This is a genomic window from Paenibacillus hemerocallicola (assembly GCF_006265175.1).
In the GTDB taxonomy this organism is placed as follows: Bacteria; Bacillota; Bacilli; order Paenibacillales; family NBRC-103111; genus Paenibacillus_AB; species Paenibacillus_AB hemerocallicola.
This window is the reverse complement of the sequence record NZ_VDCQ01000026.1, coordinates 676-18,025: the sequence shown is the minus strand read 5'-3', so window position 1 is coordinate 18,025 and position 17,350 is coordinate 676. Positions and strand designations below refer to the sequence as shown.

The window sequence follows — 17,350 nt, the reverse complement described above, 5'->3', positions numbered from 1 at the left end:
GTAATTAGTGGCGTACCGTATGAATGCAACACTCCATCGATTAATAATTGGCGTAGTCGACATAAAGATCGACCGTCGCATAAGTGCCGGCCGCAAGCCCCGAGCCGACCGAGGCGATCCGGATCGCGATCCTGTCGCCGCCGTTGAATGCCGCTCCCCCTGTAAACGCTGCCAACTTCGGATTGGACGAAGAGGTCGATCCGGCAGTTCCGCTTATCCAGACGGAGCCGTTCTTCCATATGTCGAACGTAAACGCCGCAGCGGCGAGCGGCGCGCTTACGTAGACGGCATACTTGGCCAGTTGGCCGGCCTGCGGCAGAACGTATTCCTGGGACGGGTGGCTCTCCGCTCGCTTCATGGCCGTTCCGGGAGCGACCGTCGGCAGTTCACCGGCATAATAATGCAGCGTATCCCCCGCCTTCGCCGGGCTGACCCAGCGCGTCCCGTCCCACACAACCGGTTCGCCGAGATCGGTATCGAAATAGGCGAAGCCTTTCTCCGAATTGAACTTGGCCGGCGCCGGCCGTTCCGCCGTCGTTCCTTTGCGCTTGGCCATCGAGATGCTTTCCGAATCGTGGTGACTTTTCAGCATCGCGTAAAACTCCGGCTCGACCGGCGTGCCCGCATTCGCGAAGTAATCGACGAGCGTCTTGGACAGCTTCGTGCCCAGATGGTTATATCGGAGCGTATTGTTTACATTTATAAAATCGTAACGCGCCAGCAAATCGGGACGCTCCGTTCCGTCAAGTAAAGGCGCATGAATGATGCAATTGACAAAAGATACGCCATGGACGGCGCTTAACGAGTACAGGAGCTTGCCGTCGTCCGCGGCGTCCGCCTTGATCTGGCAGTTGTCGAACACGATTCGTCCCCGCATCGGCCCGCCCTCGTAAGCGTCGAGACAGTTGACGGTGCAGCCGTTGAAATACGCCTCGGCGATTGCGCCCTTGAAATGGCCGAAAAATTCCCCGCAATTGACGATTTCGATCTTCGGATGAAGCGCATACTCGTCGTCGTACACGGCCGTACCGAGCGCATTCAGCAAAAAATTGACGTTCGCGGTAGACTGCGACGTTTGCCTCGGCACTTTCTCGCCTTGAATGTTAACAAAGCGCATGTGGCAGTTCGGAATGACCCGATTCGCATCGTAGCCGCCCGGCTTGCCGAGTTGGAAGCTCAACGGATTGGCGATGTCCATTATGCGTACGCCTTTCTCCCGTCCGACTACGCCTACGTTGCCGAACTCGATCGTGTGCGGGAAGAACAGCCTGTCCGAAGTGCTCGTAATTTTGGAGAACGTCGCGATCTTCATGATACGGCATACGCCGGTCGGGTTCGGAACGCCGGTATAATCGAAAATAAAGTCCTCGATCCGGATCGAACGTCCGTAGCCGATCGGGTATTTGTAGTTGAAGTTGGCGGGAACGGCATGTAGCGCGACGGCTTCGGCGGTGCCGCTCGTCGCGACCAGTCGGCAGTTTTTGAGCCGGATATTGCCGTCCCACTTGGCCCCGTAATCGACGCGGAAATCGATGAACCGGCTGCCGAACCGTTTCGTATTCTCGATGAATAGATCACCGCCGCCCGTAAGCGTGAAGCCGCGATACCCGATCTCGGAATCTTTCACGTACAGGTTCCAGCAGTGAAAATGGACGTCGACCCGATTGAGACGGCAGCCCTCGATGCGGAAGTTTTTGAATAAATTCGTGCCGAATACGCCCCAATGCACATTGCTGCCTTCCGCCGTCACATTGCGAAACATAGCGTTCAGCACGCGGGCTCCGCCGATGCCGTACGTGCCGGCCGGCACGTCGCGGTCGGTGCCTTCGCGGTCCTGCTCCCACGGAATGAGCCGGACATTTTCCAGCGTTACGTCGAACGCGTTATTGAAATAGTAAAATCCCGATCTCGGATCGAGCGAGACGTCGACCGCTCCCTCCTTCAGCCCGACCCATTGATTGCGGATGATCGTGCGGCTGCGCCTGACCAAAATGCCATTATGCAGATAAGCCCCGTTCGCGCCCGGGCTCGTCCCCGACATGTAGAACGTCCCCCCGTCGATGACCAGATAGCTGTCGTCGCACGGGTAAGCGACAAGACTCGTATAATTCGTAAACGTCCAGGCGATGTCTCCGACCAGACGGCCGTGCTCTTCGACGTAAAAAAACTCCTCCCTGTTCCATCCGTTATGGGTGTAGCCGTAGCGGACCCCTATTTTATCGTTGCTGTCGACCACGAAGATGAGACTGTTCTTATACGGCGCCAGTTCGGGGATCAGCGTCGTACCCGGCTTCATCTGGGCGAGGAACGATGCCTTCGCGGCCGCATCGAGAGCGATGGCGACTTCGCTCTTGCGACTCGTTATCCGAAAGCGGGGATTCGTTCTCGTATTGAAGCTCTCGTCAATATGCAGCTTGGTGCTGCCCCAGCTCACGTTCGTCTGGATGACGATTTCGTTCGTCGCTTTTATCCAATACTCGCCGCTTGCGTTTACGATGGGCAAATCGCGCTCGTTCGCGTACGCGTGGGCATTCTTGATCTGTACGCCGTCATCGTTCGTGCCGTCTCCGACGGCGCCGAACTGCTTGTATCCGATACTTTCCCCGGGGAGAAGGATGGCCTGCAATCCGTTCGTCGCCAGCTGGATGACGCTGCCCCCGTCCTCGGCAAGCGTGCTAGATCGGATTGCATAATCCGCTCCGCCGCCGTCTCCTGGCTCGAAATAGCCGGAGGTGCTCACGAGCATCCCGTCGCCCAGATGGGCGTCAGCTCTCATGTCCGCGACCGACTCGTATAGAAGATGGTACAATCCGTTTGCCATCGCCAGACCCGGCGGATAGCCGGAGCCCGGTCCGTTCCCGTTGTAGGTGGCTCCTGTCACCGTGCCGCTCCCTCCCCCATAGACGCCGCCCGATACGTTCGCTCCTTGCGCGGCCGCACCCTGCCCGGCGATCAACGATTGCGCGGCCAACGCCGCGCTGGCCATGCCGAATGCCGCCAGCACCTGGCGCCTGCTCAGCGGCGCCATTGCATTCCCGTCTTGCTGCTTTTCTTCATCCATTCGATTTCCTCCCATTCGTCTGCCGCGTGAAACAAACGGCTTAGTTGGCGTCCTGCGCCGCTTTCGCGACGCAAGCCCTTCTCACCAAAACCTGTATGTGGGATATCATGATGAACGATAGATGGGTACTAGCGTAACGGCAAGAACGATAAAAATGAATGGTTATCCTATGTAAATCAAGCGATTAGTCTCACTGGTATCGGACCAATAAATCTATCGTAACCCCGGCTTGCTCGTCCGCGATTCCATCCGGAAGTGAGAGCTTGATCCCGATACGGTCCCCGGCGGCAAATAAAGCTTCGGCCGGAAGCTCGACCCAGCCGGGCCGGCCGTCGACGGCAGCCGTGATGCCCGCTTGCCAAACGACTCCGTTTTTCGTGATATCGAATGTGAACGGACCGGAAAACTGCGGGGTCGTATACACCGAGTACGAGAGGCCAATTCCGGTCGAACGCATGATATATTCCTGGGTCGGGTGACCTTCCATCCGTTTCATCCGGATCCCGCCCGCTTCGACCGCAGCCGCACCCGAGGCATAATAATGCAGCGATTCTTCCGGCTGGACCGGAAGCGTCCAGCCGCTGCCGTTCCATACGATCAGTTGGTTCGCATCCGTATCGTAATAACCGAAGCCCGCTTTGGCACCGAGCAGGCTCGGATCGGGACGCTGGCCTCCGGTCCCTCTGCGACGAAGCATCCGGTCGCTTTCCGACTCGTGATGACTTCTCAGCATTTCGATGAATTCCGGCTCCGCCGGCGTCCCCGATTTGGCGTAATGGTCCGTGATTTCGTTGGACAGCCGGGTATTGAGATGATTGAATCGCAATGTACGATTCATATCGATAAAGCCGTAACTGGCCAACAGGTCCGGCCTGGCCTTTCCTTCTACAAGAGGAGCCTCTACGGCGCAGTTCACGAAACTCGTGCCGAGAGCGGCATCCAGCGAATAGAAGCTTTTCCCGTCATCTTGGACGGCGGCCTGGAACCGGCACCGGTCGAACGTCAGCCTGCCCCGCATCGGTCCGCCCTCGTAAGCGTCAAGACCGCGAATCGTGCAGTCCTGGAAGGAAACGTCCGCCGCACCGGCTTGCATATGACCGAAAAATTCTCCGCAATTGACGAACTCGATTCTCGGATAAAGCGCCGTTTCATCTTCATAGCCATCCGTTCCCGCCGACTGGAGCAGGAAATGGACTTGCGTCGTCGATTGCGCGGACTGCGGCGGCAGCTTCTCCGTCTGAATGTTGGCAAATCGCATATGGCAATTCGTCTCGATCCGCTGTCCGTCATAGCCGCCTTTCTTGCCGAGATCGAAGCTGTACGGATTGCGGATTTCCAGCAGCCGGACTCCTTGTTCCCTCCCGGCTACCGCGACATTGACAAACTCGATGCGATATGGGAAAAACAGTCGTTCCCCATGTTTCATCTTGGAGAAGGCGGAGATTTTCATCAACCGGCATACGCTTTTCGCTTCCGGACTTCCCGTAAAATCGAAGATGAAGTCCTCCACCTTGATCGTCCTGCCGTAGCCGATCGGATATTTATAATCGAAATCTCCCGGATTGAACAGCAGCCCGGTTGCATCGCCATTTACGTTCGTTACGACGAGCCGGCAGTTTCTTAATCGGATATGTCCATCCCACTTCGATCCGAAATCGTTGCGGAAATTGATGAAGTTGTTGCCCATTACGGTCGTATTGTCGATGAACAGGTTCCCTCCTCCGGTAACCGTAAGCCCGAAGCGGCCGATTTCCGAGTCGCGCACGTACAGGTTCCAGCAATGAAAATGCACGTCGATCCGGTTCAGACGACAGCTCTCGACACGGAAGTTTTTGTTCAGATTCGTGCCGAACACGCCCCAATGCACCTGGCTCCCTTCCGCGGTAACATTGCGGAACGTTGCGCAGAGGATGCGGTTGCCGCCGATGCCGTATGTTCCGGCGGGCACATCCTTGCCTTGCCCCCCTCTATTCTGTTCCCATGGAATGAGCCTCACATTCTCCAGCAGCACATCGTAGACGTAGGTGAACGTGTAGAACCCTTGACGAGGGTCGAGCGCTACGTCGGCTTTGCCCGGTTCAAGTCCGACCCATTGATTGCGGATGATCGTACGGCTGCGCTTAACGACAAATCCATTGTGCTTGTACCCCTCGTAATTTTTGCCGGGACTGTCTCCGGACATATAGAACGTTCCCCCGTCGATAACGAGGTAGTTGTCGTCGCAAGGATAAGCGGTAAGGCTCGTATAATCTTTGAACTTCCAGGCGAGGTCGCCAATTATGCGCCCGTGTTCCTCCACGTAGAACAGCTCTTCCCTCGCCCAAGACTGTCCGTCATACTTTTCACCGTAGCGGAATCCGATTTTGTCGTTGCTATCGGCAACTACGACAAGACAATTTTTATAATTCGCCAATTCGGGAATAATCGAGGTACCCGGCTTCAATTTCGCCACCAGGGACGCTTTCGCAGCGGCGTCCAACGCGATCGGGCCAGAGCTTTTCCGACTGGACACTTGGAACCGCGGGTTCGACTTCGAATTGAAGCTTTCGTCAATATGGAATTTGGTATGCCCCCACTGGACGTTTGTGAGTATGCTGATCAGATTCGTTTCCTTGATCCAATATTCGCCCGATAAGTTGATGACCGGGACTCCTGACCTGTTCGCATAAGCGTGTGCCTGCTTGATCTGCACTCCGTCATCCTGTTTGCCGTCGCCCACCGCGCCGAACATCTTGTAATTCACGCCGGCAACCGGCAGCAGATGCGCTTGCAGCCCGTTCGGCAAATTGATGACGCTGCCGCCGTCCGCCGGCATCGAATCCGCTTTCAACATATATTCGGCGCCTCCGCCGTCGCCTTCCGCATAGTAGCCGGTCGTGCGTATGATCATCCCTTCGCTCAGACCGGGCACGTTTTTCAATTCCACTAATGTGTTTGGCACCTGGCTCCCTCCATCGCGGTCCGCCATCCGTTTGCGGGCCAATATCGCGGAGGAGCCGCCTATGGTCAGGACAGCGCCGGCCGTCCCCATAATGGCCAGCATTTTCCTCCGGCTCATCGATTTATTCCCGTCCTTCGATTCGAATTCCTTTCCATTCCCGGACAATAACCGTTCCCCCTTATTTTCCTATTCAAAGCAATGCGCCACGTCCTCATGCCCCCTGCATAACGTAACAATCGTCTATACCGAGGCCGCGCACGTATTCCTTGCCCCCGTCATCGTCCCCAAATCTTTGAACGCCCCTGTCTGCGTGTCGTATTCGAACATCTTGCCTTTCGGGTAGACCGCACCGTACAGATATCGTCCGTCAGGCGATGCGTCTATATCCCAGACGAAGCTCCCCGAAGGGTTGACTCCAAGCTCGGTAATCGTCCGCTCGTCCGGGGAATAGCGAAACAGCCGCCTGTTCTCCGGGCTGGCGAAGTTGACGCTGCCGTTCGGCGAGGCCGCCATGGCCCAGACGATGCTGGCCCCTGCAACCTGCATCGAGAACCGTTACGCTCCCGTCGCGGCGTCCAAAACGTAGAACGTTCCGGGTGCCCCCTTGGCAAAAAAGTACGCTTCCGGCGTGCCTTCCCGATCTTGTCCAATCGCTGCCGATTGGCCCAGCTTGTTAAGTACGGCATCGGAATCGTCTGAACCGGGCCGAAATTTTGCTTCATCGGACTCTCTCCTTTTCGTGAGCGCCACTGCGGCGCTCTATTCCCCCGCACATCCGGTCTTCCGTATTCCAAATGGAAATGCCGCCAACCTATTCGAGGACGACGGCATATGATGTCAGTCTTTCCGCTTCGAGTGCTACGATCTGGGATCGTCTCCCAGCTCGTGGTTCTATTATTGCATATTAATGTCAGCGCTTCCATAATGAAATCGTATTTCCTCTGTCTTAAATAGGAGAAAAAATACGGGCCTCGTATCGTCCCCGATTACTTGGCATTTTAACGGCGGTACCCCTCCTCATTTCTTGAACGATCTGCCGCGGTCCCGTGTCTCCCGCTTAAAACCCGCAAGCTTCCGAGCTATACCCCGTTACGTATCCGATCAAGCGATTCGCCTTACGAATATCTTGTGTGCTGGGACGTTTTGTGATATACTGTTTCTTGCAACTATTTAGCATGCGCCCGTAGCTCAGTAGGATAGAGCGACAGTTTCCTAAACTGTGCGTCGCGGGTTCGAATCCCGCCGTGGCGCGCTTGCCGAATAACATAGATGATGACGGAACGTGGCTCAGCTTGGTAGAGCGCTTGGTTCGGGACTAAGAGGTCGCAGGTTCGAATCCTGTCGTTCCGATATTTCAGAGAAAATTACGGGTTTTTGCCCGTAATTTTTTTTGTTTTACAGGCTCCCTTCGTCCGCTTAGCCGCAACGCCTCCGGTCTCCTCCTTTTGCTTTTTTGTTTCGTTTTGGGTAGCATGGTTAAAATAGAAACGGGAGGAATGATCCATGAACAAAGTGAAATTGTCCAACCGCTCCATCGAGATCTCTTATAAGGATGCGGGAGAAGGAATTCCCGTATTGCTGCTCCACGGGTTTTGCGGCAGCTCGTCGTATTGGGATGCTGTCGTCCCGCTGCTTCAATCGCAATGCAGGCTTATTGTTCCCGATTTGCCCGGTCACGGGAAATCCGGCGTTCCGCAATCGCCTTATCCGATCGAAGCTTTTGCAGACGATATGGCGGACCTGCTGCAGCAGTTGAATATCGGAAAAGCGGTGTGGCTGGGTCATTCGCTTGGCGGGTATGTCACCTTGGCGGCCGCCGAGCGCCATGCGGACCGTGTGGGAGCTTTCGGGTTAATCCATTCCACGGCTTATCCGGACGACGAGAAAGGCAAAGAGGGCCGTCTTAAGGCCATACAGACGGTGCTCGATTCCGGAATCGTACCGTTCGTCGACGGCTTGATTCCCAAGCTGTTTGCGCCCGAGCATGTAGAATCGATGTCCGATAAAGTCGAAGAGGCTAAAAAAATCGGGTACGCCACCCCGCCGGAGGGTGCCGTTGTGACATTGGAGGCGATGCGCGATCGGCCCGACCGGAACGAAGTGTTACGGCAGGCCGCGTGTCCCGTCTTACTCGTTGCCGGCGAGAACGATCAAATTATTAAACCGGACAAAACATTTTCCGTTCAAAGCGACTCCATCCGACATGCACTCTTGAACAAAGTCGGACATATGAGCATGATGGAGCACCCTGAGCAATTGGCGGATAAGCTATCCGCTTTCCTAAAAACGATCCGACTATAGTCGCTCATGCGTTCGGAATCCGCAGAAATTTGACTGCGGGTTCTTTTTCTAGAACGTTAAAAAGGACCCTTTCGGGTCCTTTTCGACGGTGATCGTTTGTATGAATCGCTTTCCCTTACCTTCTGCTTCGGTTACGGTCGTCAGGATCGCTGTCAGCCAACAATCCTTGTTCCATGTGTTAGTAACACGCTAACGTGTCTTTAGCACATCGCCTCCGCTTCAATGTTCGGTATACGGATCCTTACTTGGTGTTGCTGTTGAATAGTTCAACGGAACCACACCTCTCTGTTCACCGTCGATAATAGTATGTCCGGGATACGGTTCGTTATACGCCGGATAGGATTTTATTTTTTAGCCTTCGCCGTTGTTATGACGGGTATGATTGGCCTGCTTCGTCCGCTTGGACCCTGATAAAGGCTCCTGCTTCCCGCCGTTGTTGGCGTTTTGTTGTCCCGCTCCGGTAGGAGGGTTTACAGGTTGGGGAATATCTTTCGGCATATTCGGCTCTCCTCGCTTGTCCTTTTATTTTACTGTCGTAGTGTCGTGGTTATGGCGATCCCGTTTCCGACGGTCGTTCGTATCCTGCTGAAGCTGCATCGCATGATGGGCGTTTACGGGATTTTGATCCAAATCTTTGACCACGTTTTGCAAATTTTTATCTGCCGCCTTTTGTCTTGTCACGGTTCGGACCCTCCCTTTTCAGCTTGTCGTAACGTTCTTCAAAGCTTGCGCGCATTCATGGATATGGCGTACGTAGTCTTCGACCAGGTTCTGGATGACGTCGTTGCGTTCGTCCACCGTCTGATCGGCCTTCTCTACATCGACCAACTTGACGCTCACTTCGCGCGAGTCGACATAGGTGACCAGAAAGTCGAACGTATACATGGAGTGCCCGGCCGTCCGGATATGGATGCGCAGCGATTTCGGGTCATGCTCGTCCGGCGCGACCTCGGCTTGATCCGACTCGTTCAACACGGTAGGCAGCGTTTGCTTCCACGCCTCCGTCAGCTCGTTTTGATCGATCGTGAGCACGTCTGTTTTGCTCATAAACAACACCTCCGCAACGTTAACTTGCGAAGCTGGGCACCCTTTTATGCGAAGCGCGGGACGTACAAAAAAAGCCATGAACCGTTAGGTCCACAGCTTGTCCGTGCAAGAAAGCTTATACGGAGAGGGTGGGATACTCCCCCTTCGGGTGAGACTGCGAAGTTGTCCTAACGAAGCCTATGCTTCGACGAACCTAAAGGTTCTGCATCCCGTTGCATAAAGTTGCTTATACGGAGAGGGTGGGATTCGAACCCACGGAAGAGTTTCCCCTTCGCTGGTTTTCAAGACCAGAGCCTTAAACCACTCGACCACCTCTCCAAGATTAGGCGCCCGCCAATGACAACATGGATTTTATCACAGGATACGGGCGCACTGCAAGGTCTATTTTCTGGAGATTGCTTTTACTCCGTTCATGTAAGGCTGGAGCGCCTCAGGCACGAGCACGCTGCCGTCCGACTGCTGGTAATTTTCCAGAATAGCGGCCAATGTCCGCCCGACCGCCAGCCCCGAGCCATTCAAGGTATGAACGAACTCCGGCTTCGATTTCGCATCTCGGCGGAACCGCATGTTCGATCGGCGAGCCTGGAAATCTTCAAAGTTGCTGCAGGACGAAATTTCGCGGTACATGCCGCTGTTGGGCAGCCATACTTCCAAGTCATACGTCTTGGCCGACGAGAAGCCCAGATCGGCCGTACAGAGCGTCAGAACGCGATACGGAAGCTTCAACAGGCGCAGCACCTTCTCCGCATGCTGGGTCAACGTCTCGAGCTCGTCGTAGGAATCCTCGGGCTTCACGATCTTGACCAGCTCCACTTTGTTGAACTGGTGCTGGCGAATGAGACCGCGTGTGTCTCTTCCGGCGGAACCCGCTTCCGAACGGAAGCATGCACTGTATGCGACGTAATATTTAGGAAGAACTTCCGTCGGCAATATTTCGTCCCGATGTACATTCGTTACCGGCACTTCCGCCGTTGGAATCAAGAAGTAGTCGGTATTTTGAATTTTGAACACGTCTTCTTCAAATTTGGGCAGCTGCCCCGTCCCCGTCAAGCTTTCGCGGTTCACGATGTAAGGCGGGAGAATCTCCTCGTATCCGTGCGAATCGCTATGCAGATCCATCATGAAATTGATAAGCGCGCGCTCCAAACGGGCTCCGAGTCCTTTATAAAATACGAACCGGGAGCCGGTTACTTTCGCCCCTGCTTCGAAATCGAGTATGCCTAGCTTGTCCGCCAGCTCCCAATGCGCCTTCGGTTCGAACGGAAACGATGGAACGTCGCCTTCCCGGCGCATTTCGACGTTATCGTCTTCGGACTTGCCCACCGGAACCGTTGCATGCGGCATATTGGGGATGGACAGCAGCAGCTTGTTCAAATCCTCTTCAAGCACGCGCACTTCTTCGTCCAAGCCTTTAATCCGATCGTTTACGTCGCGCATTTCCAATATTAGCGGTTCGGCGTCTTCCCCGTTTCGTTTTTTGGCCGCTACTTCTTGCGAAACGGTATTTCTGCGGTTTTTCAGCTGCTCGCTTTCCTGCAGCAATTCCCTTCGTTTTCCATCCAAACCGGTGAAGCGGTTAATTTCCTCGGCCGATTTCCCGCGCGTGGTCATCGCTTCCTTCACCCGTTCGATTTCATTACGCAACAGCTTGACGTCGAACAACAAAAACCCCTCCCAAAAGGGAACTAGTATACAAAGTTATGCAATATAATGTACTATACATCGGTAAAATATTCAACTTCGCCACGGGAGTGCGCAAATGCTAGCGGCTTATTTTATGCAAAAAAGAAGCACCCCGGGCTTCAGCCAAACAAGGTGCTTCCTGCAGAACGGCGACAATAACGATCCATCTGTTAGTCGTAGCCGTTATTTCATTGAACCGAAGAAGACTTGGCCTCTTTGACCATATCCAAAAAGTATTGATGCATCCGATAATCGTTCGTCAGCTCGGGATGGAACGACGCGGCCAACAAACGGCCTTGTCTCGCTGCAACGATTTCGCCGTTATGCGTCGACAGCACATCGACCTCGGCACCCACTTCCTTGATCAATGGGGCTCGGATAAATACGGCACGCACCCGTTCTTCGATGCCTTTGATCGCAAGCTCCGTTTCGAAGCTTTCCCGCTGGCGGCCGAACGCATTGCGCTGTACTTTCATATTCATCAACTGCAGATGAGCTTGCTCTTGTCCTACGATTTCATCAGCCAAGATAATCAGCCCCGCGCAAGTGCCGAAAACCGGTTTGCCTTGTTCATAGAAAGTTCGGATCGCCTCGATGAATCCGTAGTCCCGCATCAGCTTTCCGATCGTCGTGCTTTCCCCACCCGGAATGATAATGCCGTCCAAGTCCGGAAGCTGGTCCGTTTTTTTGACGACGACGCCTTCGGCTCCGGCGGATTCGATCATCTTGATATGCTCAGCCACCGCTCCTTGCAGAGCGAGAACGCCTATTTTCATAGCTGACCCTTCTTTCTAAGCTTACCAGCCGCGGTCCTGCATCCGCTGCGATGCATCCAGCTTGGAGATTTCGATCCCTTTCATCGGCGCGCCCAAGTTTTTGGACACTTCGGCGATCAGGGCATAATCCGTATAGTGCGTCGTTGCTTGAACGATTGCTTTGCCGAATTTCTCCGGATTGTCCGATTTGAAAATGCCGGATCCGACGAATACGCCGTCTGCGCCCAAATGCATCATAAGAGCCGCATCGGAAGGAGTCGCTACTCCGCCCGCCGCGAAGTTGACGACCGGCAAGCGTCCGTTTTCATGAACATACAAGACGAGATCGTACGGAGCGCCCAAGTTTTTGGCTTCGGTCATCAGCTCGTCTTTGGACATGCTTTGAATTTTACGGATTTGCGAATTGATGATCCGGATATGGCGAACGGCTTCCACGATGTTGCCCGTTCCCGGCTCGCCCTTCGTACGCATCATTGCCGCTCCTTCGCCGATACGGCGAAGCGCTTCTCCGATATCTTTGGCGCCGCAAACGAACGGCACGGTGAAATCTTTTTTGCCGATGTGGAACACTTCATCCGCCGGCGTGAGCACTTCGCTCTCGTCGATGTAGTCGGCGCCGAGCGATTCGAGCACGCGGGCTTCGACGTAATGGCCGATCCGGCATTTGGCCATGACCGGGATGCTGACCACCTTCATAACTTCTTCCAATACGGTAGGATCCGCCATACGGGCTACGCCGCCGGCTGCACGAATATCCGAAGGAACGCGTTCCAGAGCCATTACGGCACAAGCTCCGGCCGCTTCCGCGATTTTTGCCTGCTCGGCGTTCATAACGTCCATGATGACGCCGCCTTTTTGCATTTCGGCCATTCCTTTTTTAACTGTCCAAGTTCCTGTTTCCATCTTGTATTCCTCCTGTATATGAATAGCTGTGGATCCATACCGATATCACGCTTGTCCGTGATCCTCTTCTAAAGAGTCATTGTACATCAAGCATCCTTAATTAACAACCCATGTCAGCCCTTTTTAGAACAGGTTTTTCAGGCCGTCCGCAATGCCGGAAAATATTCCTCCGAAGAAGTTTTTGATTCCTCTCATCATGAGGCGGAACCAGCTTCCTTTTTCCAAATCCTGAGAGGCAACCAGATTGATCGTCTTCTCGATCTCGTTGTATTTGACCTTGACGCTTCCCAGCACGTCGCCCGTCTGAATCGGAGCGCTTTTCAACTCCGGCAACGGTGCCGCTTCCATCGTCACTTGCGGCGTTTCGCCCTTTTTCACGACGAAATCGACGGGGTCGGCGGTTACGACCGGCACTTCCGTTTTCACGCCTTTTTTGACGGGAATGGCCTTCAACGAGTCGATCGGGCTCTTGGCAGGAACAACCGATTTCATCTCAAACGTGGTGTACCCGTAATCCAGCAGTTTTTGTGTTTCTCTGAACCGCTTCGCTTCCGACGGAGTATTCATGACGACGCTGATCAGCCGCATGCCGTTCCGAGTGGCCGTACCCGTAAAGCAATACCCGGCTTCATTCGTATGCCCCGTCTTCAATCCGTCCAATCCCTGGTATACATAAGACTTGAAGTTGGGGTTGTCCTTGTTTCCTTCAAGCATCCAGTTCCAGTTGATCATCGGAGATTTATCCGTCTCGCGGAATTTTTTCGAGGGAACGCTGGAGTACTCCAAAACTTCCGGATGCTCGATAACAATATGGCGCGCCAGTACTGCCGCATCCCGGGCCGTAATCATCGTATCCGGCTCCGTTCCAGGCGGCGCATATTTCCCCAGATCGGCCCGAGACAGTCCGGTCGAGTTGATGAAAAACGATGCTTCGTTGAATCCGAACTTTTTGGCCGTATCGTTCATCATTTTAACGAACTCCGCTTCGCTACCTCCGCCCACGAGTTCAGCCAATGCAACGGTTGCATCGTTTGCGGAATAAATGGACATCGCTCCAAACAAATCTTTTACCGTATATTTTTCCCCGGGTCCGATCAATTGACCCGAACCGATAACATCTACGGCATATTGAGAAGGAGACACGATCGTGTCCCAACTAATTTTCCCCGATTTCACCGCTTCCATGACCAAATATTCGGTCATCATCTTGGACATGCTGGCGGGAGGCATAGGTTGGTCCGCATTCGTCTCATAGAGAACTTGTCCGGTCGACGCTTCAATCAGAATCGCGGACTTGGCTTCCAGCTGCAAATTCACGGCTTCGGCCGCTTGCGCCTTGGACGGTTGTATGAAAATAAGCGTATTGGCCAACACGGTAATCCAACATACCCATACGATCCATCTGCTCCATCTGGCTTTTCCTGCTCCCAACACTCTTCTCCCAACTCCCTTTCAAACTATGATTGCGAAGCGGGAAAAGCAAGTCCCGATCTCCCCATATAAAACCAAGAAAACCCGTTTGTTTTCATTGTAACATACCGATCCTTGCGGCAAAAGGCAAAACGGCCGTTCGTCCAAATTAGCGATATCGATAGAGTAGACGATCGACTTCCGAGATGAAAAAAAGCAGGGCACGCGTGTACCCTGCCTTCTGCTTATCGTTACATCGAATAGTTCGGAGCTTCTTTCGTAATCTGCACATCGTGCGGATGGCTCTCGCGAAGACCGGCCCCGGTAATGCGGATGAACTCCGTATCTTCCTGCAACTCGCGAACCGTCCGGGTTCCGCAATAGCCCATCCCTTGAATGAGGCCGCCGACCAATTGATGGATCGTATCCTGCAGAGGTCCTTTATAAGGGACCCGGCCCTCTATCCCTTCCGGAACGAGCTTCGATTCGCCCTCTTGGAAATAACGGTCCCTGCTTCCTTCCTTCATCGCGCCGATCGACCCCATGCCGCGGTAAACTTTGAACCGCCGACCTTGGAAAATTTCCGATTCCCCGGGACTTTCCTCGCAGCCCGCAAACAAGCTGCCGATCATAATGGCGTCGGCTCCGGCCGCGACCGCTTTCGTAATATCGCCCGAATACTTCACGCCGCCGTCCGCGATAATCGGTACTCCGTATTCCTTCGCTACGGTAGCGCAATCGTAAATGGCCGTTATTTGGGGAACCCCTATCCCTGCAATAACCCGTGTCGTACATATCGAACCAGGACCCATACCTACCTTGATGATGGACGCCCCTGCTTCGATCAAATCACGAGTGCCTTGGCCCGTTGCCACATTGCCCGCGATGATGACCAGGTCGGGGAATTGGCTCCGAAGCTTGCGAACGGTATCCAAAATGTTGATATGATGACCGTGAGCCGAATCGACGGCAATGACGTCCACGCCGACTTTTACAAGCTCGCTGGCTCGCTCCATGGCATCGCGGGACGCTCCGATAGCCGCGCCGACCAACAGCCTTCCCTGGGCATCCTTGGCCGCGTTAGGGAACTGTATCGCCTTCTCGATGTCTTTGATCGTAATTAGTCCTTTTAGCGTGTTGGAATCGTCCACGAGCGGCAGCTTCTCGATTTTATGTTTTTGCAGCAATATTTCCGCTTCCTGCAGCGTTGTGCCCACCGGAGCGGTTACCAAATTTTCCTTGGTCATCACATCTTTAATTTTAATCGAATAATCGTGGACGAAACGCAGATCCCGGTTCGTTAATATCCCGACCAGCTTGTTGTTGTCATCGACAATCGGAACGCCGGAAATCCGGTATTTGCCCATAAGCTCTTCCGCATCGTATACATGGTGTTCCGGCGTCAACGAAAACGGGTTCGTAATAACGCCGCTCTCCGAACGTTTTACGCGATCGACTTCCTCGGCTTGTTGGGCGATCGACATGTTTTTATGAATAATCCCGAATCCGCCTTCGCGGGCGATCGCGATAGCCAAAGCGGCTTCCGTTACCGTATCCATCGCGGCGCTGATCAGCGGCATATTCAGCTTAAGCTTGCTTGTCAGCCGGGTGGAGACGTCTACTTCCCGCGGCCCAAACACTTCCGATTTCCTGGGGATGAGCAGAACGTCGTCAAACGTTAAGCCCTCCTTGGCAAACTTATTTTCCCACACGAGAAGAACCCCCTTCATAGTTGCCTTGCAGGTGTTTACATATAATATTGAAATAGTAACAAAAGCTCATTTTTCATGTCAAGGCAATCCGGTTATGTATCGCAGGTTCTACGAGCGACTGTCTCCGTTCCGACATACTTTTACCTGAAAGTGTAAGTACAGCTGGAATTCCATAGCAAATACTCTTCTATCCCGAGCTCTTTGGCCGCTTGAATCTGGGATAGTACTTCTTCCTTCCCATACGGTTGATGCGGCTTGACCCACGCCGCCGTGAAATCTTGCAGCCATGGGCGGACCGCAGCCGGCTGTTTGCCCTCTTTCAGAAGTTGATCATTTTTATCGAGGCTGTCCGATAACGCTTGCCGTACGATTCGATAAGGCTGCAGATCAGGGTGCTCCACTCCGAACACGCCGCTGCCATAATGAGACGGATAGATCATCGGACTGATCACATCGATTTCGGAAGCTAACTCGCTCCATTTCTGACCGATTCCCATATCGTCGGATACCGAAGGAGTCAGACCGAAAACATCGGCGGATACGAATACACCTTTTTCGTTAAGCTCTTTTTTAGCCTGGCTCAAAAATTGCGCGATAGCCGTCGTTTTCGACCAATTGTTCGGATTCTGGTATTCAACCTCCCGGTCGATCATTCGGCTATTATCGGGGAAGCGGACATAATCGAACTGGATTTCGTCAAATCCGCAGTCTGCCGCTTCCTTGGCCACGTCCAGCGCATATTTCCATACTTGTTGGTTGTAAGGGTCTATCCAAGATTCGCCGCGTTTATTCCGCCATATCGTACCATCCTTCGCATGCAGTGCCCACTCCGTCTTGATCGAGGCGGCGTAAGGATCTTTAAATACGACTACTCTTGCAATGGTGTATATATCTTTCTTTTTCAAATCTGCGACGAGCTTATGGATATCCGGTATCATCTTCTCGGAATCCGCTCCGAACTCTTTCACCAGTGGCAGTTGAGAATCGAACGTCACTTGGCCGGAATCGTTCTTAACGTCGATTACTAGCGCATTCAGTTCGCTTTGTTCGATCAACTCGATAATTTTATCGAGTTTGGATGTTCCTGCAGCCCACCCGCTAACGTATACGCCTTTCGCCTTCGGTCTGGATCTGGGGAGAGCGTCGTACGCAGGAGGCGAGGGGGGGCTCGTCAAATCATTCGAGCTTGTGTTTCTGTCCATTACTTCTGCACGGGGGGCCGCTTCCGACCCAAGTGAAACTTGGCTTAGCTTATCCGATACATACGGTTGACATCCGATCGTACTCGCCAAGATCGTCATACATAGTCCAAAGCGTATGGCTTTCACTGCATACCGCCTCCTTCGCAATGCTTGGTCGGATTAGGTCGACTTGGAAATAGTATGGCTCAATCCCGAAGCGCATATCGTTCTCCAATAAGAAAAGACCTCTGAGAAATTAATCCAAGAGGTCTTTGTTATGCTGAGAAAAACAAAAAGCCCTGCTTAAGGGCAGGACTTCTTGTTTGCTTATAGCC

At 53.6% G+C, this 17,350-nt stretch carries 14 protein-coding genes and 3 tRNA genes; 3 read left to right on the top strand and 14 right to left on the bottom strand.

Annotated features, from left to right (window positions below; all coding sequences use genetic code 11):
* Positions 1-40 precede the first annotated feature (40 nt).
* From FE784_RS18755 to FE784_RS18740, 4 genes are all read right to left on the bottom strand, one after another.
* A complete protein-coding gene (locus FE784_RS18755; protein WP_139603755.1) occupies positions 41-3,061 on the bottom strand; it encodes a hypothetical protein in 3,021 nt (1,006 codons plus the stop codon).
* Positions 3,062-3,251: 190 nt separating this feature from the next.
* A complete protein-coding gene (locus FE784_RS18750; RefSeq protein WP_139603754.1) occupies positions 3,252-6,167 on the bottom strand; it encodes a hypothetical protein in 2,916 nt (971 codons plus the stop codon).
* Between the two features lie 75 nt (positions 6,168-6,242).
* Entirely contained in the window at positions 6,243-6,548 is a 306-nt protein-coding gene (locus FE784_RS18745; RefSeq protein WP_139603753.1) for an NHL repeat-containing protein, read from the bottom strand.
* A 9-nt stretch (positions 6,549-6,557) separates the two neighbouring features.
* Positions 6,558-6,752, bottom strand: coding sequence for a hypothetical protein (locus FE784_RS18740; RefSeq protein ID WP_139603752.1), 195 nt, complete (start codon positions 6,750-6,752; stop codon positions 6,558-6,560).
* A 427-nt stretch (positions 6,753-7,179) separates the two neighbouring features.
* Here FE784_RS18740 and FE784_RS18735 point away from each other — a divergent pair.
* The 3 genes from FE784_RS18735 to FE784_RS18725 all read left to right on the top strand — a co-directional run bounded on the left by FE784_RS18735 (position 7,180) and on the right by FE784_RS18725 (position 8,303).
* Positions 7,180-7,254, top strand: a tRNA-Arg gene (locus tag FE784_RS18735).
* A gap of 24 nt (positions 7,255-7,278) precedes the next feature.
* Positions 7,279-7,352, top strand: a tRNA-Pro gene (locus FE784_RS18730).
* A 153-nt stretch (positions 7,353-7,505) separates the two neighbouring features.
* Positions 7,506-8,303, top strand: a complete 798-nt coding sequence (locus tag FE784_RS18725) for an alpha/beta fold hydrolase (RefSeq protein WP_139603751.1) — start codon at positions 7,506-7,508, stop codon at positions 8,301-8,303.
* Positions 8,304-8,654: 351 nt separating this feature from the next.
* On the opposite strand, the gene FE784_RS18720 is transcribed toward FE784_RS18725, so the two are convergent.
* The 10 genes from FE784_RS18720 to FE784_RS18680 all read right to left on the bottom strand — a co-directional run bounded on the left by FE784_RS18720 (position 8,655) and on the right by FE784_RS18680 (position 17,036).
* A complete protein-coding gene (locus FE784_RS18720; RefSeq protein ID WP_139603750.1) occupies positions 8,655-8,801 on the bottom strand; it encodes a small acid-soluble spore protein P in 147 nt (48 codons plus the stop codon).
* Between the two features lie 24 nt (positions 8,802-8,825).
* Positions 8,826-8,984, bottom strand: coding sequence for a hypothetical protein (locus FE784_RS40990; protein ID WP_176706355.1), 159 nt, complete (start codon positions 8,982-8,984; stop codon positions 8,826-8,828).
* A gap of 18 nt (positions 8,985-9,002) precedes the next feature.
* A complete protein-coding gene (locus FE784_RS18715) occupies positions 9,003-9,350 on the bottom strand; it encodes a hypothetical protein (RefSeq protein ID WP_139603749.1) in 348 nt (115 codons plus the stop codon).
* 231 nt (positions 9,351-9,581) lie between these two features.
* Positions 9,582-9,668 (bottom strand) — tRNA-Ser (locus FE784_RS18710).
* Between the two features lie 63 nt (positions 9,669-9,731).
* The gene (serS, locus tag FE784_RS18705) at positions 9,732-11,012 is read right to left on the bottom strand and encodes a serine--tRNA ligase (protein WP_139603748.1); all 1,281 of its coding nucleotides are present in this window, start codon (positions 11,010-11,012) and stop codon (positions 9,732-9,734) included.
* Positions 11,013-11,221: 209 nt separating this feature from the next.
* Positions 11,222-11,809 (bottom strand): pyridoxal 5'-phosphate synthase glutaminase subunit PdxT, encoded by a 588-nt coding sequence (gene pdxT / locus FE784_RS18700; protein ID WP_139603747.1) that lies wholly within the window; start codon positions 11,807-11,809, stop codon positions 11,222-11,224.
* 21 nt (positions 11,810-11,830) lie between these two features.
* Complete coding sequence (gene pdxS, locus FE784_RS18695) at positions 11,831-12,712, bottom strand: pyridoxal 5'-phosphate synthase lyase subunit PdxS (protein WP_139603746.1); 882 nt, start codon at positions 12,710-12,712, stop codon at positions 11,831-11,833.
* A gap of 123 nt (positions 12,713-12,835) precedes the next feature.
* Positions 12,836-14,143: a D-alanyl-D-alanine carboxypeptidase family protein gene (locus FE784_RS18690; RefSeq protein ID WP_246132088.1), complete on the bottom strand. Its 1,308-nt coding sequence runs from the start codon at positions 14,141-14,143 to the stop codon at positions 12,836-12,838.
* A gap of 230 nt (positions 14,144-14,373) precedes the next feature.
* Complete coding sequence (gene guaB / locus FE784_RS18685) at positions 14,374-15,834, bottom strand: IMP dehydrogenase (protein ID WP_139603745.1); 1,461 nt, start codon at positions 15,832-15,834, stop codon at positions 14,374-14,376.
* Between the two features lie 140 nt (positions 15,835-15,974).
* Positions 15,975-17,036 carry a putative glycoside hydrolase gene (locus FE784_RS18680; RefSeq protein ID WP_139603744.1) on the bottom strand — a complete coding sequence of 354 codons (1,062 nt, stop codon included), beginning with the start codon at positions 17,034-17,036 and terminating at the stop codon, positions 15,975-15,977.
* Positions 17,037-17,350: the final 314 nt, after the last annotated feature.